The organism is Faecalibacterium sp. BIOML-A4 (genome assembly GCF_009679665.1).
In the GTDB taxonomy this organism is placed as follows: Bacteria; Bacillota; Clostridia; order Oscillospirales; family Ruminococcaceae; genus Faecalibacterium; species Faecalibacterium taiwanense.
The window spans coordinates 64,434-88,213 of the sequence record NZ_WKZG01000001.1 but is presented as its reverse complement, the minus strand read 5'-3'; the positions used below and the strand labels follow the sequence as shown (position 1 = coordinate 88,213).

The 23,780-nt window shown below is 59.5% G+C and carries 20 protein-coding genes; 11 read left to right on the top strand and 9 right to left on the bottom strand.

All coding sequences use genetic code 11. From position 1 onward, the window contains the following. The first annotated feature begins 260 nt into the window (after positions 1–260). Together acpP and proS are read left to right on the top strand one after the other, a co-directional pair. On the top strand, positions 261–497 hold the full coding sequence (acpP, locus tag GKG34_RS00450; protein WP_044953468.1) for an acyl carrier protein: 237 nt from the start codon (positions 261–263) through the stop codon (positions 495–497). 122 nt (positions 498–619) lie between these two features. Continuing rightward, the gene (gene proS, locus GKG34_RS00445) at positions 620–2,059 is read left to right on the top strand and encodes a proline--tRNA ligase (protein ID WP_005939895.1); all 1,440 of its coding nucleotides are present in this window, start codon (positions 620–622) and stop codon (positions 2,057–2,059) included. A gap of 186 nt (positions 2,060–2,245) precedes the next feature. Here the strand turns inward: proS and GKG34_RS00440 are convergent, their stop codons facing one another. The 3 genes from GKG34_RS00440 to GKG34_RS00430 form a co-directional block, all read right to left on the bottom strand. Further along, the gene (locus tag GKG34_RS00440; RefSeq protein WP_154255346.1) at positions 2,246–3,127 is read right to left on the bottom strand and encodes an aldose 1-epimerase family protein; all 882 of its coding nucleotides are present in this window, start codon (positions 3,125–3,127) and stop codon (positions 2,246–2,248) included. A gap of 90 nt (positions 3,128–3,217) precedes the next feature. Then, the gene (locus GKG34_RS00435; RefSeq protein ID WP_005939889.1) at positions 3,218–4,366 is read right to left on the bottom strand and encodes a HAMP domain-containing sensor histidine kinase; all 1,149 of its coding nucleotides are present in this window, start codon (positions 4,364–4,366) and stop codon (positions 3,218–3,220) included. After that, the gene (locus GKG34_RS00430) at positions 4,363–5,040 is read right to left on the bottom strand and encodes a response regulator transcription factor (RefSeq protein WP_044953424.1); all 678 of its coding nucleotides are present in this window, start codon (positions 5,038–5,040) and stop codon (positions 4,363–4,365) included. Before GKG34_RS00430 ends, GKG34_RS00435 begins: the two co-directional genes overlap by 4 nt. 151 nt (positions 5,041–5,191) lie before the next feature. On the opposite strand from GKG34_RS00430, the gene GKG34_RS00425 reads away from it, so the two are divergent. The 6 genes from GKG34_RS00425 to GKG34_RS00400 all read left to right on the top strand — a co-directional run bounded on the left by GKG34_RS00425 (position 5,192) and on the right by GKG34_RS00400 (position 11,986). Next, positions 5,192–5,335: a CD1871A family CXXC motif-containing protein gene (locus GKG34_RS00425; protein ID WP_337678835.1), complete on the top strand. Its 144-nt coding sequence runs from the start codon at positions 5,192–5,194 to the stop codon at positions 5,333–5,335. After that, a complete protein-coding gene (locus GKG34_RS00420; RefSeq protein WP_005939881.1) occupies positions 5,328–6,218 on the top strand; it encodes a 4Fe-4S binding protein in 891 nt (296 codons plus the stop codon). The genes GKG34_RS00425 and GKG34_RS00420 overlap by 8 nt, the downstream gene beginning before the upstream one ends. A 4-nt stretch (positions 6,219–6,222) precedes the next feature. Continuing rightward, positions 6,223–7,104 carry a TlpA disulfide reductase family protein gene (locus GKG34_RS00415; protein ID WP_005939879.1) on the top strand — a complete coding sequence of 294 codons (882 nt, stop codon included), beginning with the start codon at positions 6,223–6,225 and terminating at the stop codon, positions 7,102–7,104. Between the two features lie 129 nt (positions 7,105–7,233). Beyond that, the gene (locus GKG34_RS00410; protein WP_005939876.1) at positions 7,234–9,837 is read left to right on the top strand and encodes a peptidoglycan-binding protein; all 2,604 of its coding nucleotides are present in this window, start codon (positions 7,234–7,236) and stop codon (positions 9,835–9,837) included. A gap of 3 nt (positions 9,838–9,840) precedes the next feature. After that, entirely contained in the window at positions 9,841–10,533 is a 693-nt protein-coding gene (locus GKG34_RS00405; protein WP_118528088.1) for a peptidoglycan-binding domain-containing protein, read from the top strand. Between the two features lie 289 nt (positions 10,534–10,822). Continuing rightward, a complete protein-coding gene (locus GKG34_RS00400) occupies positions 10,823–11,986 on the top strand; it encodes an aminotransferase class I/II-fold pyridoxal phosphate-dependent enzyme (RefSeq protein ID WP_120079431.1) in 1,164 nt (387 codons plus the stop codon). A 37-nt stretch (positions 11,987–12,023) separates the two neighbouring features. Here GKG34_RS00400 and GKG34_RS00395 read toward each other — a convergent pair whose 3' ends face one another. From GKG34_RS00395 to GKG34_RS00385, 3 genes are all read right to left on the bottom strand, one after another. Further along, entirely contained in the window at positions 12,024–12,986 is a 963-nt protein-coding gene (locus GKG34_RS00395) for a D-2-hydroxyacid dehydrogenase (RefSeq protein WP_154255345.1), read from the bottom strand. 21 nt (positions 12,987–13,007) lie between these two features. Next, positions 13,008–13,646 carry a hypothetical protein gene (locus tag GKG34_RS00390; protein WP_154255344.1) on the bottom strand — a complete coding sequence of 213 codons (639 nt, stop codon included), beginning with the start codon at positions 13,644–13,646 and terminating at the stop codon, positions 13,008–13,010. Positions 13,647–13,733: 87 nt separating this feature from the next. After that, positions 13,734–14,459 carry an NAD-dependent protein deacylase gene (locus GKG34_RS00385; protein WP_097774769.1) on the bottom strand — a complete coding sequence of 242 codons (726 nt, stop codon included), beginning with the start codon at positions 14,457–14,459 and terminating at the stop codon, positions 13,734–13,736. An 87-nt stretch (positions 14,460–14,546) separates the two neighbouring features. On the opposite strand from GKG34_RS00385, the gene GKG34_RS00380 reads away from it, so the two are divergent. Further along, positions 14,547–15,020 (top strand): methylated-DNA--[protein]-cysteine S-methyltransferase, encoded by a 474-nt coding sequence (locus tag GKG34_RS00380; RefSeq protein WP_097781971.1) that lies wholly within the window; start codon positions 14,547–14,549, stop codon positions 15,018–15,020. A gap of 198 nt (positions 15,021–15,218) precedes the next feature. Here the strand turns inward: GKG34_RS00380 and GKG34_RS00375 are convergent, their stop codons facing one another. After that, positions 15,219–16,226 carry a GDSL-type esterase/lipase family protein gene (locus GKG34_RS00375; RefSeq protein WP_154255343.1) on the bottom strand — a complete coding sequence of 336 codons (1,008 nt, stop codon included), beginning with the start codon at positions 16,224–16,226 and terminating at the stop codon, positions 15,219–15,221. Positions 16,227–16,571: 345 nt separating this feature from the next. Between GKG34_RS00375 and GKG34_RS00370 the strand changes: the two genes are divergently transcribed. Both GKG34_RS00370 and GKG34_RS00365 read left to right on the top strand, forming a co-directional pair. Next, entirely contained in the window at positions 16,572–17,795 is a 1,224-nt protein-coding gene (locus GKG34_RS00370) for a 6-phosphofructokinase (protein ID WP_005939849.1), read from the top strand. A gap of 83 nt (positions 17,796–17,878) precedes the next feature. Then, positions 17,879–19,111 carry a 6-phosphofructokinase gene (locus GKG34_RS00365; RefSeq protein WP_097781973.1) on the top strand — a complete coding sequence of 411 codons (1,233 nt, stop codon included), beginning with the start codon at positions 17,879–17,881 and terminating at the stop codon, positions 19,109–19,111. Between the two features lie 99 nt (positions 19,112–19,210). Here the strand turns inward: GKG34_RS00365 and GKG34_RS16010 are convergent, their stop codons facing one another. Together GKG34_RS16010 and GKG34_RS00355 are read right to left on the bottom strand one after the other, a co-directional pair. Beyond that, positions 19,211–20,527: a 2-hydroxyacyl-CoA dehydratase gene (locus GKG34_RS16010; RefSeq protein ID WP_154255342.1), complete on the bottom strand. Its 1,317-nt coding sequence runs from the start codon at positions 20,525–20,527 to the stop codon at positions 19,211–19,213. Positions 20,528–20,577: 50 nt separating this feature from the next. Beyond that, the gene (locus GKG34_RS00355) at positions 20,578–23,517 is read right to left on the bottom strand and encodes an acyl-CoA dehydratase activase (protein ID WP_347563406.1); all 2,940 of its coding nucleotides are present in this window, start codon (positions 23,515–23,517) and stop codon (positions 20,578–20,580) included. Between the last annotated feature and the right edge of the window lie 263 nt (positions 23,518–23,780).

Below are 23,780 nucleotides of genomic sequence, written 5' to 3'. Positions count from 1 at the left end.
AAACTCGCTACTCTATAATGATAAGAAACCGGGGCGCTCCTGTCAAGCGAAAATGCACCTTTCCGGCAATTTTTCGCAAAGGAATCTGTCAGAATGGAAAACAGGGCTTGACAATACGCATGGCATGGGATATAAAAAAAGAGAGAGTTTTGTACAGTCCGGGGCCGCGCAGCATCTGCGGGTGCATCCGTCACGGCAGCCGCACGCACGGCACCGGTGTACAGGACAGGCAAAACAACTGCAAAAAGGAGACCACAGGAATGGATACTTTTGAAAAAATCCGTGCATTGCTGGCGGAGCAGCTGGATGTTGACCCGGCAAAGATCACGATGGACAGTGACATCATGAGCGATTTTGAGGCCGACAGTCTGGATATCGTGGATATGGTGATGACGCTGGAGGATGAGTTTGGCATTGAGGTGCCGGACGATGCCATCGAGTCCCTGCGCACCGTGGGCGATGTGGTAAACTTTGTGGACAGCCACGCGCAGAACTGATTCAGTCAAAAAGCCCTGCCTTCTGGTGCGGCACCCGGCCGCACTGCATGGACGGGGCTTTTAATATGGTTCGTGCGGAACGCAAGCCGTTTGGCGCACGGCCTTAGGAGGAAAAAGCAAAAATGGCAAAAGATTCAAAGAAGCTCGTACAGGCGATCACCAGCCAGGAAGAGAACTTCGCACAGTGGTACACCGATATCTGCGTGAAGGCAGAGCTGGTGGAGTACTCCAGCGTGAAGGGTTTCATCATCCTGCGCCCCTACGGTCAGGCCATCTGGGAGCTGATCCAGAAGGACATGGATGCCCGCTTCAAGGCCACCGGCCATGAGAACGTGGCAATGCCCGTGCTGATCCCGGAAAGCCTGCTGCAGAAGGAAGGCGAACTGGTCAATGGCTTCGCGCCGGAGGTGGCGTGGGTCACGATGGGCGGTTCCGACAAGCTGGAAGAGCGTCTGGCCGTGCGTCCCACCAGCGAGACCATGTTCTGCGACCACTGGTCCCGCGTGCTGCACAGCTACCGTGAGCTTCCCATGAAGTACAACCAGTGGTGCAGCGTTGTCCGCTGGGAAAAGACCACCCGCCCCTTCCTGCGCAGCCGCGAGTTCTGGTGGCAGGAAGGCCACACCATCCACGAGACTGCCGCCGAGGCTGAGGCTGAGACCCAGCAGCAGCTGAACTGCTACGCAGATGTCTGCGAGCAGGATCTGGCCATCCCCGTGGTGAAAGGCCGCAAGACCGACAAGGAAAAGTTTGCCGGTGCCGAGGCTACCTATACCATCGAGGCCATGATGAAGGACGGCAAGGCCCTGCAGAGCGGCACCAGCCACTACTTTGGCGATAAGTTCAGCAAGGCTTATGACGTGACCTTTACCGGCCGCGACAACCAGCTGCATCATCCGTTCCAGACCAGCTGGGGCGTTTCCACCCGTCTGGTGGGCGCTATCATCATGACCCACGGCGACGACGACGGCCTGATCCTGCCCCCGGCAGTGGCCCCCATTCAGGTGGTCGTAGTGCCCATCGCAGCCCACAAGCCCGGTGTTTCCGAGAAGGCTGCCGAGCTGGCCGAGAAGATCAGCAAGTATGCCCGCGTGAAGCTGGATGACAGCGACAATGCACCGGGCTGGAAGTTCTCCCAGTGGGAGATGAAGGGCGTGCCTCTGCGTCTGGAGATCGGCCCCAAGGATCTGGAAAAGAATCAGTGCGTGCTGGTGCGCCGCGATACCCGCGAAAAAGTCTTCGTCTCTCTGGACGAGCTGGAGACTGCGATCCCCGCACAGCTGGAGGCCCTGCGCAAGGACCTGTACGAGCGTGCTCTTGCCAACCGCGAGAAGCGCACCTGGGCTGCCACCACCATGGACGAGGTGAAGGAGCTGGCCAAGGCAAACACCGGCTACATCAAGACCATGTGGTGCGGCGACCTTGCCTGCGAAATGAAGATGAAGGAAGAAGTCGGCCTGTCCAGCCGCTGCATGCCGTTTGAGCAGGAACACCTGAGCGATGTATGCCCCTGCTGCGGCAAGCCCGCCAAGACCATGGTCTACTGGGGCGTGGCGTACTAAGTATTCCTTTTGATAACAGCATAAAAGCTCCCGGAGCATTTCGATGTTCCGGGAGCTTTTTCTTGTTTGCAGAACTCCTTCCGTCATCGCTGGCGCGATGCCATCTTCCTCGACGAGGAAGGCTTGACCGCGCAGACAGGCTCCCTCTCTGAGGGAGCTGGCGAGCGAAACGAGACTGAGGGAGTTTTACCGCTCAAATGTGGTGCTCAACGTGGTCTCCCAGCTTTCACCCGGGGCAAGGCAGGCGGCAGCGGCACGCTGGCTCCACTGCTGCGGGTCAGTCTCGGCGGCGGGCAGGCTGTGCCACGGCTCAATGCACACAAACCGCACCGGCTTTGCAGGGGCCGACCAGATGAGCGCGTAGGGGTAGCCTTCCACATTGCAGGTGATCTTGCGGCCGGTGCCCTTCTCATAGATGCCAATGGTCTTGGTGCGCAGGCCCGCCATGCAGAAGCTGTCGTTTGCGAACAGATCATCCGTCAGCTGGATGGCCTGCTGGTTCTTCCACTGATAATAGCACTTGCCAGACAGCAGGCCGTTCGGACGGGCATCCAGAATGACCGGGCTTTCCGGCTGGTCGAACCGGAACTCGTAATCCGTGGTGGTGTGCTGTGCATCAAAGGGGATGTTGAACGCCGGGTGATAGCCGATGCCAAAGCGCAGCTCTTCGGTGCCGGGGTTGCGCACCGTCAGTGTATGGTGCACGGTCTTGCCGTCCAGACGGAAGGTGCTGGTGAGCACAAAGTCGAAGGGGAAGCGTTCGGCTTTGATGGCATCATCCGAGCGCAGCTCCAACTGGATGGTATCGCCCTCGGCCTTGAGCAGGGTGTGCTCCATGTCGCGGGCAAAACCGTGCTGACCGCCCTTGTACGTTTTGCCGTCCACCTCAAAGGTACCGCCGGGCAGCTTGCCCGTCCACGGGAACAGAATGGGAGCGTGGCGCTTCCACACAGCCGGGTCGGCCTGCCAGAGCAACTCTTCCCCCGCCGCATTTTTCAGGCTGACTGCTTCGGCACCGTGGGTGTCCACGGTCAAGATCAAAAATTCGTTGTGAATGGTTGCCTGCATTTTCAGTATCTCCTTTGTCCTTCTTATTTTCCGGGGTCTTCTGCTTCCAGTATACTCCCCCGTGTGCCAAAAATAAAGTCCCGCCCAGTTTCAGCAGAGCTGTGCCAGCGGCAGGGTGACTGCAAAGGTAGTGCCGTTTTCGCTGCTGCGTTCCACGGTCACACTGCCGCCATGCAGCACGGCGATCTCCCGCACAAGGGCAAGGCCAAGCCCAACGCCGCCCATCTCCCGGCTGCGGGACTTATCCACCCGGAAAAAGGGCTGGAAGATGCTCTCCCGGCAGTCTGCGGGGATACCCGGGCCGGTATCTGCAACGCGCAGTACAGCGGTCTGCTTTTCCTGTTGCAGGGTGACGCGCACCGCACCGCCGGGGCGGTTATACTTGATGCCGTTTTCCACCAGATTGAACACCAGCCGGTAGATCAGCGCATCGCTGCCCACCATGCCAAGTTCCTCGCAGTCCTGCTGCAAAGAGATATTGTTTTTCTGGGCAAGGGGGGTCAGGTCGGTCAGGATCTCCTCCACCAGCGGCGCAAGGGCGATCTGGTCGGTGCGGGAGACTGATTGCAGATTGCTCATCTCTAATAAAGTGCGCACAAGAGCGGTCAGGCGGTCCAGCTGCTCCCGCAGAGAGCGGATCAGCCCGGCAGTTTCGGCGTCCATGGCCGGGTGCTCCTCTGCAAACAGTTCCAGCTTCGTCTGCAAAATAGCCAGCGGGGTGCGCAGCTCGTGGGCGGCATTGCCCGCAAACTGCCGCTGCAACTCAAAGGACTGCGCCAGACCATCCAGCATCCGGTTCACCGACCGGCTCAACTGCCCGAATTCCTGCACAGTGTTTTCGTCCAGACGGGTGGTGGCGATGCTGTCCTGATCGACCTGCTGCGCCTGCTGCGCAAGCTGCTGTAACGGTTTCAGCGCTCTGCCGCTGACAAAATAAGCAATGGCAGCGCTGACGATGGTGACCACGACGGTGATGCACCAGCCCTTGCGGCCAAAGACCACCTTTGCATCGTAGACTTCCTGCGAAAAATGCGCCAGCAGACTGGACATTTCCTCCTGCGGGATCTCGATGGTCAACGGATCCGCACTGCCGGGCTGGTACTGCATCATAAAGCCGTTGAGGGCATCCATGCCGGTAACGCCGGTGCGGTATAAAAGCAGGTTCATGCACACGCAGGCGCAGGCGATGAGCAGCGCGGTCAGCAGGGTGATGCGCCATTGCAGGGACAAATGTTTCATTGTACCTCGCCTCCGATCTCGTAGCCTTCCCCGATGCGGTTGCGGATGGGGTCGTAGCCCAGCGCCGCCCGCAGCTTTTTGCGCAGGGCAGAGATATGCACCCGGATGGAGTTGCTGAAGCTGTCTACACTGCCATCCCAGACGTGCTCGATGAGTTCTTCCTGACTGACCGGGCGTCCCTGATGCAGCAGCAGATATTCCAGTACGCCGCTCTCCTTCCGCGTCAAAGCAAGGGTCTGACCGTCCACAGCAGCAACGCGGCTGCGGGTGTTGAAGCTCAGCCGTCCGCAGCACAGACAGACGTCTTGCTGAATAAATTTGCGCCGGGTCAGGCTGCGCACCCGGGCTTCCAGCTCTGCAAGGTGAAAGGGCTTGGAAAGGTAATCGTTCGCCCCGGCATCCAGCCCCTCCACTTTATCTGCGATTTCACTGCGTGCCGACAAGATCAGCACACAGGTCTCAAGGTCGTGCCGGCGCAGGGTGCGCAGCACCTGCATTCCGTCCACCTTGGGCAGGTTGAGGTCCAGCAGTACAAGGTCGTACCGCTCTGCTGCCAGTGCCTCCAGCGCGGCCTCGCCGTCTGCACAGGCATCCACCTCGTATCCGGACAGCCGCAGCTTTCGGGCAATATCCTCCCGCAGGGAGTGCTCGTCCTCTACCACCAAAAGGCGCATCTTTGTTTTCCACCTTTCCCATAAAAATTGCGTTTTTTCTTCATTATAACAGATTATAGCAGACGGTGTTAAGATTCGTGTTAAGATTTTCTTAGCAGAGATTTTATCACGCATGGTGTATACTGATGCCATCAAACAACAGGAGGCTATGATGTTCATGACAAAAAAACAGGCGCAGCTGCTTTTGCTTGCCGCCGGGGTTCTGATGCTGCTGTTCGGCTTATGGCGGGGCGAGGCAGACACCGTATTTTCAAAAGCCATCCGGCTGTGTATGGAGTGTGTGGGCATTGGATAAGAAAAAGAAAAAGCTTTCTCCCCTTGCCCGCTTCCGGGGCTTTATACAAGCCGGGGCTACCCTGCTGACCAATCTCCACCTACCCAATTTTGCAAAAGGAGCGCTGTATCAGGGCGGCGGAAAATACGTCTGCGTGCCGGGGCTGAACTGCTATTCCTGCCCGGGCGCGGCCGGTGCCTGTCCGGTGGGAGCATTCCAGGCGGTGGTGGGCTCTTCCAAGTTCCGCTTTTCCTACTACATTACCGGCATCCTCATCCTCTTTGGGGTGCTGCTGGGGCGGTTCATCTGCGGTTTCCTCTGCCCATTCGGGTGGTTTCAGGAGCTTTTGCACAAGATCCCATCCCCCAAGCTTTCCACCAAAAAGCTGAAGCCGCTGCGCTATTTAAAGTATGCGGTGCTGCTGGTCATGGTGGTGTTGCTGCCTTTGCTGGCGGTCAATGAGCTGGGCATGGGCGACCCCTTCTTCTGCAAGTATCTCTGCCCGCAGGGCGTGCTGGAGGGTGCCATTCCCCTCTCCCTGACCAATGCGGGCATCCGCGCTGCGCTGGGCAAGCTGTTCACATGGAAGGCCTGCATCCTGCTGGCGGTCATCGTGGGCAGCGTGGTATTCTACCGCCCCTTCTGCAAGTGGCTGTGCCCGCTGGGCGCGTTCTATGCGCTGCTGAACAAGGTCTCGCTGTTCCAGATGCGCGTAGACACCCACAAATGCGTCTCCTGCGGAGCCTGTGCAAAGGCTTGCAAGATGGACGTAGACATTACCAAGACCCCCAACCACGCCGAATGCATCCGCTGCGGGATGTGCATGAAAGCCTGCCCCACGGACGCCATTCAATACAAGTTCGGGCTGGGGGACCAATCAAATACCGAAACAACAAAGGAGTAAAACCATGAAGATCCATCGTATCGCCGCACTTTTTCTCAGCCTTGTGCTGGCTTTCAGCCTTGCCGCCTGCGGGCAGGGCGCATCTTCTGCATCTTCTGCATCCTCTTCTGCCGCTTCCTCTGCGGCAGCAGAAAGCAAAACCGAGGAGCAGCTGCTGGCCGAGGAAAACGAGATCCTTTCTGCAAACGATGCTCTGTGGGAGAAAGTGTTCTCATCCATGGACAAAAACGTGACCGAAACCACGATCAGCGCCAACTACGGCGATTTTCTGCTCAGCGCTGTGGAAAAGGCCAAAGATCAGTTCTCGGACGAGGAGTACAAGACCCTGACCGCAGATGCCGAAAAGATTCGTGCCATCGAGGAGCAGATCGCCGCTCTTGCCCCCGCAGAGGATGCCGCTTCCAGTGCCGCCGCACAGGGCACCGCCTTCCCCAAGTTTGAGGGCAGCGATTTAGAGGGCAACCCGGTGGACAACAGCCTGTTTGCGGGCAACGCCTTTACGGTGGTGAATTTCTGGTTCAACGGCTGCAAGCCCTGCGTGGAGGAGTTGGACGACCTGAACGCCCTGAACGAGAAGGTCAAGGCACAGGGCGGTGAGGTCATCGGCATCAACACCGAGACGCTGGACGGCAACCAGCAGGGCATTGATGCCGCCAAAAAACTGCTGGAGACAACGGGCGCAAGCTACCGCAACATCTACTTTGCCTCCGGCAGTGAGGCCGGCAAGTTTGCACTGAACATCATGGCCTTCCCCACCACTTACGTTTTTGACCGGGACGGCAACGTTGTGGGGCAGCCCCTGCTTGGCGGCATCGACAAGGAAGAAAACCTTGCCGCTCTACAAAAAAATATCGACGCCGCCCTTGCCAAGGACAGCGCCAAATAAACTTTTCTCCCCTGCCGCCTTCGGGCGGCTTTTTTATTTGCGGTGTGCATTGCCATGCACGCCCGGGTGCCGGACGGAATACGCTGTGAGAGAAGCGATACCACTTTTACAGCAAAGGAGCATCCGCCTATGAAAAACACCGGCATTCTACGCATTCAGGCTTTCGGTGCCCGTCAGTCCTCGCCCATCGAGGGTGTTCTCGTCACCGTGTCCGGCAACGGCTTTACCGCTCAGCGTATCACCGACGAGACCGGCACCGCTGCCGACCTTTCCATTGAAGCCCCCTCCTGTGCGCTGTCCCTGCAGGAGGACAACACCATCCGACCCTATGCCGTTGTGGACCTGACTGCCGCAAAGGCAGGCTTCCGCACCGTGCGCATTCAGGGTGTGCAGATCTTTGCCGGGCAGGTCACACTGGCCCAGCCGGAGATGATCCCCGAGACCGAAGAGGATCGCGACGTGGTAAACCCGCCCATAGTCATCCCGGAGCATTCACTGTTCACCGGCGATGGCGGCAGCGGCCCGGACCCCATGGAGAACTGCGTGCCCCGGGTGCTGGACAGAGTCATCATTCCCAAAAACATCACGGTGCATCTGGGCAAGCCTGCGGCATCCGCCCGCAATGTGACTGTCTCCTTCCGGGATTATATCGCCAATGTTGCATCCAGCGAAGTCTACCCTACCTGGCCGGAGCAGGCCCTGCGGGCCAACATCCACTGTCAGATCTCGCTGGCACTCAACCGCATCTACACCGAGTGGTACCCCAGCAAGGGCTACACCTTCAACATTACCAACTCCACCAGCTACGACCAGTATTACGTTCACGGACGCACCGTGTTCGATGTGATGGTGCGCATCACCGACGACATCTTCAACACCTATATCCGCAAGACCGGCACCGTAAACCCCTACTACTCTGAATACTGCGACGGTAAATCGGTCACCTGCCCGGGTCTCAAGCAGTGGGGCACCGTGACGCTGGCCAATCAGGGCCGTAACGCCTTGCAGATCCTGAAGTATTACTACGGCAACGACATCGAGATCATCCGCACCTCGAACATCCAGTCCATCCCCCAGAGCTACCCCGGTTCGCCCATCCGGCAGGGCGACAGCGGCACAGCGGTGTTCACCCTGCAGCGCCAGCTGAACCGCATCACCAAGGACTATCCCTTCCTCGGCCTGCTGACTGTGGACGGCGTGTTCGGGGCCAAGATGGCCGCCACGGTCAGGGCGTTCCAGAAGCAGTTCAACCTGACCGCCGACGGCGTAGTCGGACGACAGGCATGGTACAAGATCAGCTATATCTATGTGTCGGTCAAGGATCTTGCGGAGCTGACCAGCGAGGGCGAGGTGTCCAGCGGCACTCTCTCGGACGGCACATGGGGCGGCACCGTACTGCGCACCGGCTCCACCGGCAGCGCCGTGGAACAGCTGCAGTTCTGGCTGAATACGCTGGCACAGTATGAGTCTTCCATCCCATCGTTAACAGTGGACGGCGTTTACGGCACTGGAACGGCCAACACGGTGCGGGCCTTCCAGCGCAAATACGGCCTGACCGTGGACGGCGTGGTGGGCCGTGACACATGGACCGAGCTGTACGACCAGTTCCGCAGCATCCAGTCCGACAACGGCACCCCCAATGCCTACCCCGGCACCGCCCTGCGGGAGGGTGCAAGCGGACAGAATGTGCGGCTGGTGCAGTTCTGGCTCAAGATCGCGCGCACGGTGTACTCGAACCTGAACAACATCACGGTGGACGGCAAGTTCGGCAGTGCCACCACAGCGGCAGTCAAGCGGTTCCAGACCTACTTTGGCCTGACCAGCGACGGTGTGGTGGGCCGCACGACATGGAACAAGCTATACGAGGTGTACAACGACATCGCCAATAAGCTGCTGTCGTCCAGCCTGCGCCCCGGCGAGTACCCGGGCGTGCTGCGCAAAGGCTCTTCCGGCACAGCGGTGCGGGAGCTGCAGTTCTACCTCTACCTCATGAGCGCCTACGAGAGCAGCATCCCGGCCATTGGCATCGACGGACAGTTCGGTGCTTCCACCGAAGCTGCCGTGCGGGCCTACCAGCGCTTTGCGGGGCTGACTGTAGATGGCATCGTGGGACGTACCACATGGAACAGCCTGTACGACAAGGCGTCCACTCTGCGGACATCCGGGCCGGTGGTCACCCTGAAACGCCTGCCCTACCCCGGTGCCCCGCTCACAGTGGGGTCTTCCGGCAGTGCAGTGCTGTACTACAGCCTGCTTTTGCAGCGCATTGCCTACTACTTTACCAGTGTGGAGAAGCCGCCCCTCTCCGACCAGTACACCGACGAGACTGCCGTCGCCACCCGCAGCGCACAGGAGCTGCTGGGCCTGCCCGAGACCGGCATTGCGGATGCCGACACATGGACAGCTGTGGAAGCGCTGAGCCTGCAGCTCGCCGCCGAAATGCCCAACCCCGACCGCAGCATCGGGCATGGCCCGGTCTACCCGGGCCGGGCCATCGGCGCGGGCAGCGTGGGGCCGGACGTGGCGCAGGTGGAGACATGGCTGAACGGACGTTCCTGCCTGTACTGCACCGAGGGCTATGTGACCGAGAACCGCTGCTTCGGCCCGGAAGAGACTGCCGCCGTCCGGCTGGCACAACAGCGGGCTGGGCTGCTGGTGACCGGCACCGTGGACCGTGGAACATGGGCCGCGCTGCAGGCCCAGAGCTGCCCACACTGCAGCAAGGAGGAATGAGCGATGGCACGACTTCTGATCTACGATGCCTACGAGAACAAGGTATACACCTATGCAAACCTGAACGAGAACGACCCCATGCCCTACAGCACCGGCACCACCCTGCGGGTGCGGGAATTCCGTGGAAAATCCGCCAGCCCCACCCTGTGGACCACCATTGCGGCCATGGAAGCGTGGAACCTGACCCGCCGCAAGTACGGCAAGGGCATCCCGGTGGGGTATGCCTTCCGCCGCATCTGGGAGGGCGGCCACGGCACCCGCAGCCAGCACTACGCGGGCGTATCCTTTGACGTGGGCCAAAGCCTGACCCAGACCGCCCGCACGGCCATCTACAACGCAGCCCGGGGCACCGGGGCATGGGGCTATGTGGAGCCGCTGAGCCAGACCCCCACATGGGTGCACATGGACCGCCGCTACGGCACGCCCGCCTGCAGCGGCACCACAGCAGGCTACCCCACCCTGCGGCGCGGAAGCCGCGGCTGCTATGTGATGATTCTGCAGGACGCGCTTTCCACGCTGGGCTACCAGACCGGGAGCCGCATCGACGGCATCTTTGGTGCCCGGACGGAGGAAGCGCTGAAAGGCTTCCAGCGGCGCACGAGCCTGCGTGTGGACGGTGTGTGCGGCTGCAACAGCTGGAAAAAGATCAGCACCGCCGTCATCGGCGTGGGACGGACAAAAACGACGATCGATTGATAAACCCTCTCAGTCTCGCTTCGCTCGCCAGCTCCCCCGAAAGGGGGAGCTCTTTTGCATCTGATGGTTTGCACTCATAAAGCTCGCCCTTCGGGAGAGCTGGCACGGCGTCAGCCGTGACTGAGAGGGTTTTCTTCCCGTGAAACATCCTTCGCTTCCCATCACCGAAAGTTGAAACTTTCTCCCGCATCTGCCCTTTTCGTTGCGCGGTTTGGAAAAACGTGCTAAAATAGCTCTATTATTAAAATGGTTCATGTTGAAAACAAGAGGATTTGAGGGGTATTGTATCATGGAATTTTCCAAACGACTGGACTTGTTCGGCGACGAGATCTTCGCCGCACTGAACGAACGCAAGGTAGCTCTGGAAGCACAGGGCCGTACCATTTATAATCTGAGCGTCGGCACGCCGGACTTCGCGCCTGCCGAGCACATCCGCAAGGCCATGATGGATGCCGCTGCCGACCCGCAGAACTGGAAGTACAGCCTGCGCGACCTGCCTGAGCTGCTGGATGCCGTGTGCGGCTACTACAAGCGCCGCTTCGGCGTAGAGATCGCGCCGGATCAGGTGGCCAGCTGTGCGGGCAGTCAGGAGGGCGTGGGCCACATTGGTATGGTGCTGTGCGACGAGGGCGACACCGTGCTGCTGCCCACTCCCTGCTACCCGGTGTTCATCGCGGGCAGTCTGCTGGGCGGCGCAAAGCCGTGGTATTACCCGCTGACCAAGGAGCACGGCTTCCTGCCTTATGTGAAGGACATCCCGGAGGATGTGGCCCGCAAGGCAAAGTATATGATCGTCTCCCTGCCCGCAAACCCGGTGGGCAGCGTCGGCTCCCCGGAGCTGTACGCCGAACTGGTGGCCTTTGCCAAAAAGTATGACATTCTCATCATCCACGACAACGCCTACAGCGACATTATCTTTGACGGGGCCGTGGGCAACAGCTTCTTCAATACGCCGGGTGCCATGGATGTGGGCGTGGAGTTCTTCAGCCTTTCCAAAAGCTTCAACGTCACCGGTGCCCGCATCAGCTTTCTTGTAGGCCGGAGGGACGTGGTAGCTGCCTTCAAGAAACTGCGCGGCCAGATCGATTTCGGCATGTTCCTGCCGGTGCAGAAAGCGGCCATCGCCGCCCTGACCGGCCCGCTGGACATGGTAAAAACGCAGTGCGGCCTGTACCAGCAGCGCCGCGACGCTCTGTGCGGCGGCCTGCGTTCCATTGGCTGGAATGTGCCGGACAGTCACGGCAGCATGTTCGTGTGGGCACCCATCCCGGCAAAGTACGCAAAGAGCATGGACTTCTGTCTTGACCTTGTGGAAAAGAGCGGTGTGCTGTGCACGCCGGGTTCCAGCTTTGGCCCGCTGGGCGAAGGCTACGTGCGCTTTGCCCTCACCCTGCCGCCGGAGCGCATTGCCGAGGCGGTGCAGTCCATCAAGGCAAGCGGTATCCTGAACTAAAAAAAACGGGAACGTCCATGCGGCGTTCCCGTTATTTTTATGCGTTCACAATATTCTCTCCCGCGCCATCCAGCCATGTGCGCAGGTTGTTGGCAGTAATATCCATCAGCCGCTGCAGGGCTTCGTTGGTGGCCCACGCGATGTGCGGTGTCAGCAGGGCATTCGGCAGGCCGCGCAAAGGGCTTGCCTGCGGCAGCGGTTCAGTGCCAAAGGCATCGGCACCGTAAAAGCCAAGCTTCCCGTTTTTCAGCGCATCGGCCACGGCCTGCTCGTCCACCAGTGCACCGCGGGCGGTGTTCAGCAAGATCATGCCAGGCTTTGCCTTTACAAGGGTGGCCGCGTTGATCAGCCCCCGTGTTGCAGGTGTTGCCGGGCAGTGCAGGCTGAGCACATCGCTGCGGGCAAGCAGGGTGTCAAGATCCACGAACTCCACACCGTCGGCTTCGTACTCCGGCCGAACGGTGCGGGTGCACACCAACACCTCCATGCCAAAGGCCTTGGCAATGCGGGCGGTCTGCCGGCCAATGCTGCCGTAGCCATAGATGCCAAAGGTCTTGCCCAGCAGTTCCACCTGCGGCAGCAGACCGTAGGCCGCAGGCTCCTCGGTGCGCCATTGGCCGTCCTGCACAAGGCGATGGTAACGGTCGGCGCACTGGCAGATGGCCAGCAGCAGGCTGAAGGTCATCTGTGCCACACTGTAAGTAGAATAGCCCGGCACGTTGGCTACCGGCACGCCATGGCTGCGGCAGGCCTTCAGATCAAGGTTATCCGTGCCGGTGGCAATGATGCCCACCCACCTGAGCTTCGGGCACTGGGCCAGAACGGCTTCGTCGATGCGGCACTTATTCAGGAACACGATCTCCGCATCCCCGATGCGCGGCACCACCTCTTCCTGCGCGGTGCGCCCATAGCGGGTGATGTCCGGCACAAGCGCCTTCACACCCGACCAGTCCAGATCTCCCTGCTGTATGGCATAATCTTCCAGAACAACTGCTTTCATTTCAACTTCCTCACTTTCACATCATACGGGATACAGTGCCAGCACGGTGCCCTGCGGGCTTTCGCGGCTTTCCAGCGCGGCATAGCCTCGAGCCAGCAGGATGGCAATGTGCACCCGGTCGGCCAGCGGGAGCCATACCGGCGGCACATTCTGCGCAAGGCACCCGGCCTGCAGCAGGAAACACGGTGCCAGACTGTCCAGCGGACGGATAGCCCGCAAAGCAAACCCCTGACGCAGATACAGCGGGATCAGCTCTTCTGCCGCACATTCCACCACGGCCCACCGTGCCCGCTGCCGGGCAAGAAACTCCTGCCGGGCAGCAGCCGCAGCCAGCAGCGGTGCAAGGGTCTCGGCGGCATGGCCGTCCGGCCCGGCTGCCGGGGTCAAAAAATATCCACCTGACGTGCGGTTCCAGCCCAGAAAGCGGCGCAGCGCAGCCGCCGCTGCCACATCGGCATCCATGGGCAGCAGGATGCACCCGGCTCCCGGCACACCGTGTGTACTGTACACGCCCCACACCTCGCCTACCGTCAGCATCCGCAGCACCTCGCTGCGCGGACGGTACACACTGCTCACTTCGCTCTGCGCCAGCCGGCAGAATTCCTCCGCCGAAAGCCGCCTTACCTGCCGCGTGCGCGGCGGCTCACAAACCTGGATCATTTGGTTTCCCCCATTCTTTTTCAGTATGCATCCAGCATACCGGACCGGGGGCGAGAATCGGCGCGAAACAGGGCCGCTCTTTTTGTTTTACAGATCCAGCGTTACATCCTCGCTCAGCACCTGACCAATGGGCTTTGCAATGCACAGGTCGGCTTCCGCATCTGCCCCGGTGGGCTGCATGTTGATGACCACCAGATGGTCGCCCCGGAAGTACCGGATCAGTCCTGCCGCCGGGTACACCACAAGGCTTGTGCCGCCGATGATCAGGGTATCCGCATGGCGGATGGCGTTCACCGCGCCGGACAGCACCTCCTCGTCCAGCCCTTCTTCATACAGCACCACATCCGGCTTGACGATGCCGCCGCACTCGGTGCAGCGGGGCACACCGGTGCTGTTGGCAATGAAATCCACATCGTAGAACTTACCGCAGCGGGTGCAGTAGTTGCGCAGGGTGCTGCCGTGCAGCTCGTACACTGTGCGGCTGCCCGCCGCCTGATGCAGGCCGTCGATGTTCTGGGTGACGACCGCTTTCAGCCTGCCCTCCCGTTCCAGCTTTGCCAGCCGCAGGTGGGCCGCGTTGGGCTTTGCCCCCTTCACGATGAGCTTATCGCGGTAAAAACGGTAAAACTCCTCCGGGTTCTCCTCCCAGAAGGTATGGCTCAGGATCGTTTCCGGCGGGTAGGCGTACTTCTGATGATAAAGTCCGTCCACACTGCGGAAGTCCGGGATGCCGCTCTCGGTGGAAACGCCCGCCCCGCCAAAGAACACGATGCTGCTGCTTTTGGCAATGATTTCTTCCAATGCCTGTACCATAACAAAAAACGCCCCTTTCGCCGGATGTACATTTGTGTTAAGATAGCTTCAGTATAACACAAACTCACAGGAAAGGAAGCGCAACTTTTGAACGTCTGGTATGTGAACAGCATTCTGGGAACCTTCCGGCTGGAAGAGGAAAACGATGCCATCTGCGGGCTGACCCTCTGCCCGGACGGCGTACCGGAACTGGAACCGCTGCCCCGCAAGGTGTGCGAGACACCGCTTTTACAGGAAGCCGAGGAGCAGCTGAACGAATATTTTGCCGGGGCGCGCAGGGAATTCGATCTGCCGCTGGCCCCCAAGGGCACCCCCTTCCAGAAGGCCGTCTGGGCCGAGATGAACAAGATCCCCTACGGTGAGACCCGCACCTACGGCCAGCTGGCCGCCGCTGTTGGCAAACCCAAGGCCAGCCGTGCCGTGGGCGGTGCCTGCCACTGCAACCCCATCGCCATCCTTCAGCCCTGCCACCGGGTGGTGGGCAGCACCGGCAAGCTCACCGGCTACGCCTATGGCGTGGAGATGAAGCAGTATCTTCTGGAGTTGGAACAGCAGGAGTAATTTTATGATCGGAATGCCCTCCGCGTTCGCTCTGGGCATTTTCAGCGGAAAATTTATTTTATATTTGTGTTTCAGAAAAGCCTGCGGGCTTTTCTGAAACACTTTTTCACCGTAGGGTCGCTGTGGGAAACTGCATCATACACAAAAGAGCCATTGCACACCCGTTTTGTGCAATGGCTCTTTATTTTTCACTCCGTTTTACTGTGCGCTGTACACGCTGCCCATCGTCCAGGAATTATCCGCGCTGTACTTGGCGTGGTTTCGCAGGTAGGTGACCCATGCGCCGTAGCCGTTGCCGGCAGAGAGATGCACGCCATCCGGCGCTGCAAGCATCTCCTTCAGGTTGCCCTCGCCGTCGGCAAGGGTCTCCCACAGGTCAAGGTAAACGCATCCCTTGCTGGCGGCCAGCTGAGCCAGCTGCTCGTTCACACCGCGCAGCACATCCGATGCAAGGCCGGGCTTTTCAGCAGCTGCCGAGGGTCGCACCGGCGGGATAGACTGCACGTAGATCACGCAGTCCTCGCCCAAAGCCTCGCGCAGCATATCCAGCATCTGGCCATAGTAGGCAAGGAAGCGATCCGAAGCGCCCAGCGTGGTGAGGGTGTTAGTGCCCAGCAGGATATACAGCTTCTTGGGCCGGGCAGCGGCCAGCACATCCAGCGCTACCTCCTGCCCGCGGGTGGGGCTTTTGACTGCGCTGTGGTTCACAATGGCATCCGGGCCAACGCCTGTATAGCCGCAGATGAGTGCCCCGTCCAGATTGATCTGGTAATCCGAGAAGCCCACCGTCAGACTGTCGCCCAGAAAGGCTGCGTCCGCAAAGTAGCTCAGGTCCACCTGCCCGCAGCTGGGCTGGCGGATGACGCTGGCATCATAGGCTTTGACGGTGTAGGCCCCAGCGCTCTGCTTTGCAGGGCCAAAGTTCTCCAGTGTGACGGCCTGCCCACCGGTGCTGCCATCCTGTGCAGCACTGCTGCTATCCGCTTCGCCCTGCATGGGCAGCGGTGCCAGAATGTTCTCGGCAATGCCGCTGGCGTTGGTAGACGGGGTATCGTCCGCGCCCTCTGCGCCCTTTTCCAGAATGGCCGTGATGGCGTAGGATACCAGCAAAATGGCGACCACTGCGCCCAGAAAGCGCAGCTTGCCGCTGACTGTACCGCGCCGTGCCCGGCGCGGCGCAGAATGATACTCGTGTGAAATGCCCATGGTTTTTCCAGCTTTCTCCATTTTTCCCGCACAGAAGGGGGTTTTATCCGCCCGGGGCTGTGCGTTTTTTATTTTATCATAATTTTTTTGCCTGTGCAACCAATTAGGTCTTGCATACAACAGGCAAAACAGGTACAATAAGGATGTGGTAATTTTGCACATTTTACAAAAAGGGTGTGCACATGCCGCAAACTTTTTTGTATCACTTGCAGCATCCGGTTTGTTTGCCGCACGGTCTGCGGGCAGTGCAGGGCCTTTAGACCAAACCCCACTCTGGCGGCGCGGAAGCCGGAACCTGCAGCGATGTACAAATGATAAGAATGAAATTTGCAAAAGGAGGTACTCATGGCCAAGAATGTGATCATTGGTCAGAGCGGCGGCCCTACCGCCGTGATCAACTCCAGTCTGGCAGGCGTGTACAAAGCCGCCTGCAGCCTGGGTGCAGACAAGGTGTACGGCATGAAATACGGCATCGAAGGTCTGCTCAAGGAAGAAATGCTGGAGCTGAACGTCCTGCTGGACGACCGCATGAGCATTGAACTGCTCAAGCGCACGCCTTCCAGCTACCTTGGCAGCTGCCGTTACAAGCTGCCGGACCCGGATGTGGACTCCACACCCTTCATCAAACTGTTCACCCTGTTTGACAAGTACGACATCTGCGCGGTGTTCTACATTGGCGGTAACGACTCCATGGACACCATCGCAAAGCTTTCCCGCTACGGTGAGCGCGTGGGCAGCAGCGTGCGGTTCATCGGTGTGCCCAAAACCATCGACAACGACCTGTGCCTGACCGACCACACCCCCGGCTACGGCTCTGCCGCCAAGTACATTGCCACTATTTTAAAGGAAGTCATCCGGGATTCCTCCGTGTATGACATCCGCAGCGTGACCGTGGCCGAGATCATGGGCCGACATGCGGGCTGGCTTGCCGGTGCGGCCTGCCTTGCGGGCGGCGACGACTGCGAAGGCCCGGATCTGATCCTGCTGCCGGAGGTGCCCTTCGATCAGGACAAGTTCCTTGCCAAGGTGGACGAGCTGCAGCGCCGCAAGTCCAATGTGATCATTGCGGCCAGCGAGGGCGTAAAGACCGCCGACGGCACCTATCTGTGCGATCTGGTGTCCACCGCAGGCCAGCTGGATGCCTTTGGCCACAAGGCCGTGCTCAGCGGCACCAGCCGTTATCTTTCCGACCTCATCCACGACAAGCTGAACTGCAAGAGCCGTGCCATCGAGTTTTCCACCCTGCAGCGCTGCGCCAGCCATCTGGCCAGCCGCACGGATGTGAACGAAGCCTACGCTGTGGGCGGTGCCGCAGCCGCCGCCGCCTTTGCGGGCGAGACCGGCCGCATGATCGCGCTCAAGCGCATTTCCGCTTATCCTTACCAGTGCATCACCGAGTCGGTGGATGTGCAGCAGGTGGCAAACCTTGAAAAGAAGGTGCCGCTGGACTGGATCAGCCCCGACGGGATGCAGGTGACTGCTGCCTTTGAGGAGTACGCCCGCCCGCTGATCCTGGACGAGGTAACGCCCGTCTATGTCAACGGCACCCCGCGTCATATCCGTCTGTAACCCCTTTTCCCGCGTCTGTTTTCGTGCATCCTGCACGTAATATTATATTGCCGAAACAGAAAAACAAAAAAGGAGAAATCATCATGGGTAAAAATGCAATCGTTGGTCAGTCTGGCGGTCCTACTTCCGTCATCAATGCAAGCCTTGCAGGCGTATTTGAAAGCTGCAAGAACCGCGGCGCAGAGATCGTTTACGGTATGTGCAATGGCGTTGCCGGTTTGCTGGAGGAGCGGGTGGTGGATCTTTCCACCGTGCTGACGGACGATCTGGACATCGAGCTGCTCAAGCGCACCCCGTCCAGCTTCCTCGGCAGCTGCCGCTACAAGCTGCCGGACTGGCATGAGGACGAGACCGTCTACAAAAAGCTGTTCGCCATTCTGGAAAAGCTGAACATCGGCTACTTCTTCTACATCGGCGGCAACGACTCCATGGACACCATCGGCAAGCTGGCCGAGTACGGCGAGCGCATCCAGAGCGACATCCGCTTTATGGGTGTGCCCAAGACCATCGACAACGACCTGATGGTCACCGACCACACCCCCGGCTACGGCTCTGCTGCCAAGTACATCGGCGTGGTGATGAAGGAGATTATCCGCGATGCCACCGTGTACGGCACCAAGTACGTTACCGTGGTGGAGATCATGGGCCGCAACGCCGGCTGGCTGACCGCTGCCGCTGCTCTGGCAAAGAGTGACGACTGCGAGGGTGTGGACATGATCTGCCTGCCCGAAGTGCCCTTCAATGTGGAACACTTCATTGAAAAGGTGCGCGTGATGCAGGAGAAGAAGCCCAGCATCGTGATTGCCGTTTCCGAAGGCGTGAAGCTGGAAGATGGCCGCTACGTCTGTGAGCTGGCCGACGATGTGCACGCAGTGGATGCCTTTGGCCATAAGGCCCTGACCGGTACCGCACGGTATCTGGCAAATGTGGTGGCCCGCAATCTGGACACAAAGACCCGCTGCATCGAACTTTCCACCCTGCAGCGCTGCGCAGGCCATCTGACCAGCCGCACCGACATCACCGAAGCCTATCAGGTGGGCGGTGCTGCCGCCAAGGCGGCCTTTGAGGGCGTTACCGGCCAGATGGTGGCCCTGAAGCGCATCTCCAACAGCCCGTACCAGTGCACCACCGAGCTGCACCCCATCAGCGAGGTTGCAAATCTCGAAAAGAAGGTACCGCTGAGCTGGATGAACGCCAACCACACCCAGATGACCGATGAGTTTCTGGCTTATGCCCGCCCGCTGATCCAGGCCGAGCTGACCCCGCTGTACATTGCCGGTCTGCCCCACCACATCTACATGAAGAATCAGAAGTGATCTCTCCTGCATTGATTTTTCTCAAGGCATGATGAAAGCCCGTCCGAGTTTTACGCCCGGACGGGCTTTTTGCATTTCGGTATTTTCCGCTTTAGAACATCAGACCGCTGCTCCGACTTTGGGTGCGCCGCCTGCGATCTCCTCTGCCGTCAGAGGCTTTGCCTCCACCGGGGCATTCAGGCGCTCCTTGGCCACTGCCAGCATCAGCTTGATGCGGTTCTCCTGATTGACCTTGGTGGCGCTGGGGTCGTAATCGATGGGGGTGATGTTGGCACTGGGGTACAGGGCGCGAATCTTGTTCACCATGCCCTTGCCCACGATGTGGTTGGGCAGGCAGCCGAAGGGCTGGGCACACACGATGTTGCCGTAGCCGCCCTGCACCAGCTCGATCATCTCGGCAGTCAGCAGCCAGCCCTCGCCCATCTTGGCACCCAGCGAAATGATGCCCTTGGGCTTTTCCACCAGCTCCTTGAAGGGGCCGGGGGCGTAGAAGCCTGCGTCGGCCTCAGCCTTGAGCATGGCGCGCTCGATGCCGTCCAGCCAGTTCAGGAACTGGTCAATGCCGATCTTCACCGCCAGCTTGCCGCCGTACAGGACGTGGTCCTCGCCCATGTTGAAGGCGCAGTACTGCACAAAGCCCATCAGGCCCGGGAAGTTCACCTCGCATTCCTGACTTTCGAGGAACTTCTGCAGGTCGTTGTTGCCCAGCGGGCTGTACTTGACGTAAATTTCGCCAACCACGCCCACCTTGACCTTGGGCACCCGGGTAACGGGGATGGCAGCAAAGTCCTTTGCGATGAGGGGGAAGGTGTGCTTCATCTCCTTGGAGGTGTAGCCCTTGCCTGCCAGCAGCACACGGCCCAAGCGTTCCACCCACAGGTCTACCATCTTATCGGCAGCCCCCTTCTCGTTCTCGTAAGGTGCCACCTGATTGCGCAAAGCGCACAGCATATCGCCGTAGAAGATGCAGGCCAGCGCACGGCGGGCCAGCGGCAGGGTCATCTGGAAGCCGCTGTCCTTTTCCAGACCCGAGAAGTTCAGGCTGGCCACCGGGATCTGTGGATAGCCCGCCTTGACCAGTGCCTTGCGCAGCAGATGAATGTAGTTGGAAGCACGGCAGCCACCGCCGGTCTGGGTGATGAGCAGCGCGGTGTGGTCCAGATCATACTTGCCGCTGTTCAGCGCGTCCAGGAACTGACCGATGACCAGCAGAGCCGGGTAGCAGGTGTCGTTGTGGACGTATTTCAGACCCAGCTGTGCCACGGCACTGCCGCAGTTGCCCAGAATTTCGCACTTGTAGCCGTCGTAACGCAGAGCGTACTCCAGCAAGCGGAACTGGGTAATGGCCATGTTGGGGATGAGGATGGTGTGGGTCTTCTTCATCTCCGGAGTAAATTTGGGATAATTGTATTCCATAGGTTCCTCCTATGTTGCTTTCTTAAAAAGCTTTTTGCTCTATCTCTATTTTATTCTGCCTTTTCTGCGGCCACCTCGTCGCGCTCATCCAGAGCGGCGAACAGACTGCGCAGGCGGATATTCACGGCACCCAGATTGGTGATCTCGTCGATCTTGAGCTGGGTGTAGAGCTTGCCGCCCTCCTGCAGAATTTCGCGGGTCTCGTCGGTGGTGATGGCATCCACGCCGCAGCCGAAGGACACCAGCTGCACCAGATCCATATCCTTCTGGGTGGTGCAGTACTTGGCGGCGGCATACAGGCGGCTGTGGTAGGTCCACTGGTTCAGCACACTGGTGGGGAACTTCTGCACCCGGTTGGAAATGCTGTCCTCGGTAACAACGGCAGCACCGTGGCGGGTGATGAGGCGGTCGATGCCGTGGTTCACCTCGGGGTCCACATGGTAGGGGCGGCCTGCCAGCACGATGATGCGCTTGCCCTGACGGCGGGCTTCGTCGATGATCTCGCTGCCCTTCACCCGGATCTTTGCCATGTGGGACTCGTATTCCGCATAGGCGGCATCCGCTGCGGCCTGCACCTCTTTTTCCGAGATGCCGCCGAAGTACTTGGGCAGGATGTTCTTTGCCATCTTGTGCACAAAGTCCTTAGGGCGGTGGATGCCCACATAGTCATAGATGAACTTGGTGCCTTCCAGCTCCGGGCAGTTGCCTGCCAGAACCTCGGGGTAGTAGGCCACCACCGGGCAGTTATAGTGGTTGTCGCCCAGTCCCTCGTCCACATTGTAGGTCAGGCAGGGGTAGAAAATAGCGTCCAGCTGCATCTGGCTCAGGGCCTTGATGTGGCCGTGGCTCAGCTTTGCCGGGAAGCAGGCGGTATCGCTGGGGATGGTAGCCTGACCGGCGAGGTACAGGCCGCGGCTGGACACCGGGCTGGTGTGCACGGCAAAGCCAAGCTTTGTCCAGAAGGCCCACCAGAAGGGCAGCAGCTCGTAGAAGCCCAGACACAGCGGGATGCCGATGGAGCCGCGCTTGCCGGCCACCGGCTTATACTCGGCCAGCAGCTGCTGTTTGTAGGCGTAGAGGTTCAGGCTGTCGTCGGCACTCTTGCCGGTCACGGGCTTGTCGCAGCGGTTGCCGGAGATGTACTTGCGGCCATCCGCAAAGGTGTTGACGGTGAGCTGGCAGTGGTTGCCGCAGCCGCCGCACTTGACGCTGACCACCTTCTGCTCAAACTTTTCCAGCTCTTTCTGGCTCATCATGGCAGAAGCAGTCTTGTGGGCCTTCTGGCTCTGGCGCAGGCCGAATAGAGCCGCACCGTAAGCGCCCATCAAGCCGGCAATGTCCGGGCGGATGACCTCCACCCCCATCTCCTTTTCAAAGGCGCGCAGCACGGCTTCATTATAGAAGGTACCGCCTTGCACCACGATCTTGCGGCCCAGCTCTTCCGGGCTGGAAGCGCGGATGACCTTGTACAGTGCGTTCTTGACCACGCTGATGGACAGACCAGCCGAGATGTTCTCGATGCTTGCACCGTCCTTCTGGGCCTGCTTGACCGAGCTGTTCATGAACACGGTGCAGCGGCTGCCCAGATCCACCGGGCGGTCTGCGAACAGGCCAAGGCTTGCAAATTTCTTCACGTCATAGCCCAGTGCCTGTGCAAAGGTCTGCAGAAAGCTGCCACAGCCGGAGGAACATGCTTCGTTCAGGAAGATGTTGCTGATGGCACCATCTTCGATCTTGAAGCACTTCATATCCTGACCGCCGATGTCGATGATGAAATCCACATCCGGCATAAAGTATTTTGCAGCGGTAAAGTGCGCCACCGTTTCCACCAGACCGTAATCGCAGCGGAATGCGTTCTTCACCAGCTCTTCGCCGTAGCCGGTGGTGGTCACGCTGGCCACCTGCAGGCCCGGGTGCTCCTTGTAAATTTTGAGCAGCTGTTCCCGGATGAGGGGCAGCGGGTTGCCGAGGTTCGGTTGATAGTTGGTGTAAAGGATCTGGCTTTTCTCGTCCACCACCACCAGCTTGACGGTGGTGGAGCCGGAGTCGATGCCGATATGCACCGGGCCGCACTGCGCGCTGAACGGCACACGCGGCACACTGTGGGACATATGGCGGGCGTGGAACGCCTCATACTCCTCCTTGCTGGCGAACAGCGGCGGCTCGCTGGCGTAGGTGGCGGTGGCGGCGTACCGATCCAGCGCATCGGCCACCTCAGACAGAACAAAAGCCTTGTCGGCATAGAGGGCAGCGCCCAGTGCCACATACAGCAGGCTGTTCTCCGGGCAGGTGCCGGTCACGTTCAGCGCTTCGTCAAAGCTCTTGCGCAGCACGCTGCTGAAGGTGAGCGGGCCGCCCAGATACAGGATATTGCCCTTGATGGGACGGCCCTGTGCAAGGCCTGCAATGGTCTGGTTGACCACAGCCTTATAAATGCTGGCAGCAATGTCCTCGGTGCGGGCACCCTGATTGATCAGGGGCTGCACGTCGCTCTTGGCAAACACGCCGCAGCGGGACGCAATGGTGTAGGTGCGCTGTGCGTTCTCTGCTGCCTTGTTCATCTCGTCGGCACCCATTTTCAGCAGGGTGGCCATCTGGTCGATAAAGGCACCGGTGCCGCCGGCACAGCTGCCGTTCATGCGCACCTCGGTACCGTTGGTCAGAAACAGGATCTTGGCATCCTCACCGCCCAGCTCGATCACGCAGTCGGTGGCAGGCACAAAGCGCTTGACCGCTACGCGGGTGGAGAACACCTCCTGCACAAAGGGCACGCCGCAGCTGTCGGCCAGACCCATGCCCGCCGAACCGGAAATGCTCAGCAGCGCCTTCTGACCGTGCAGCTGCTCGGCATCGATGCGGCGCAGCAGCTCCTGCGCCTTTTCCAGAATATGGCTGTAATGCCGTTCGTATGTAGAATACAGCAGCGCATCATGTTCATCCAGCACCACACACTTGATGGTGGTACTGCCGATGTCAAGACCTACTCTCACGTTGTTTTTCCTCCTAAGGACAAATGCCGGAGGCAAAGCCCCCGGTGGACGGCAAAATCAATTTCTTTGCCAAAAATTAGTTTGTTAACGAATCATTTTGTCAATTCGCATACAAATGTATTATAATCCAATTTTGCGGCACAATCAATCAGCGTCCCTTATTTTACACAGAAAAAATAGTATTTTCCGCTCAAAAAGTTAAACATTTTGTGAACTTGTCGCTTTTTATGCGGCTGCACCGGTGTCTCGGCAAAGTTTTTTAA

Bases quoted from the DNA above. Each gene is read 5' to 3' on its own strand.
- GKG34_RS00390 (WP_154255344.1), bottom strand. From the start codon at position 13,646: ATGATCCAGGTTTGTGAGCCGCCGCGCACGCGGCAGGTAAGGCGGCTT.
- GKG34_RS00385 (WP_097774769.1), bottom strand. From the start codon at position 14,459: ATGGTACAGGCATTGGAAGAAATCATTGCCAAAAGCAGCAGCATCGTG.
- proS (WP_005939895.1), top strand. From the start codon at position 620: ATGGCAAAAGATTCAAAGAAGCTCGTACAGGCGATCACCAGCCAGGAA.
- GKG34_RS00425 (WP_337678835.1), top strand. From the start codon at position 5,192: ATGTTCATGACAAAAAAACAGGCGCAGCTGCTTTTGCTTGCCGCCGGG.
- GKG34_RS16010 (WP_154255342.1), bottom strand. From the start codon at position 20,527: ATGGAATACAATTATCCCAAATTTACTCCGGAGATGAAGAAGACCCAC.
- GKG34_RS00395 (WP_154255345.1), bottom strand. From the start codon at position 12,986: ATGAAAGCAGTTGTTCTGGAAGATTATGCCATACAGCAGGGAGATCTG.
- GKG34_RS00405 (WP_118528088.1), top strand. From the start codon at position 9,841: ATGGCACGACTTCTGATCTACGATGCCTACGAGAACAAGGTATACACC.
- GKG34_RS00375 (WP_154255343.1), bottom strand. From the start codon at position 16,226: ATGGGCATTTCACACGAGTATCATTCTGCGCCGCGCCGGGCACGGCGC.
- GKG34_RS00435 (WP_005939889.1), bottom strand. From the start codon at position 4,366: ATGAAACATTTGTCCCTGCAATGGCGCATCACCCTGCTGACCGCGCTG.
- GKG34_RS00370 (WP_005939849.1), top strand. From the start codon at position 16,572: ATGGCCAAGAATGTGATCATTGGTCAGAGCGGCGGCCCTACCGCCGTG.
- GKG34_RS00415 (WP_005939879.1), top strand. From the start codon at position 6,223: ATGAAGATCCATCGTATCGCCGCACTTTTTCTCAGCCTTGTGCTGGCT.
- GKG34_RS00400 (WP_120079431.1), top strand. From the start codon at position 10,823: ATGGAATTTTCCAAACGACTGGACTTGTTCGGCGACGAGATCTTCGCC.
- GKG34_RS00365 (WP_097781973.1), top strand. From the start codon at position 17,879: ATGGGTAAAAATGCAATCGTTGGTCAGTCTGGCGGTCCTACTTCCGTC.
- GKG34_RS00440 (WP_154255346.1), bottom strand. From the start codon at position 3,127: ATGCAGGCAACCATTCACAACGAATTTTTGATCTTGACCGTGGACACC.
- GKG34_RS00410 (WP_005939876.1), top strand. From the start codon at position 7,234: ATGAAAAACACCGGCATTCTACGCATTCAGGCTTTCGGTGCCCGTCAG.
- acpP (WP_044953468.1), top strand. From the start codon at position 261: ATGGATACTTTTGAAAAAATCCGTGCATTGCTGGCGGAGCAGCTGGAT.
- GKG34_RS00430 (WP_044953424.1), bottom strand. From the start codon at position 5,040: ATGCGCCTTTTGGTGGTAGAGGACGAGCACTCCCTGCGGGAGGATATT.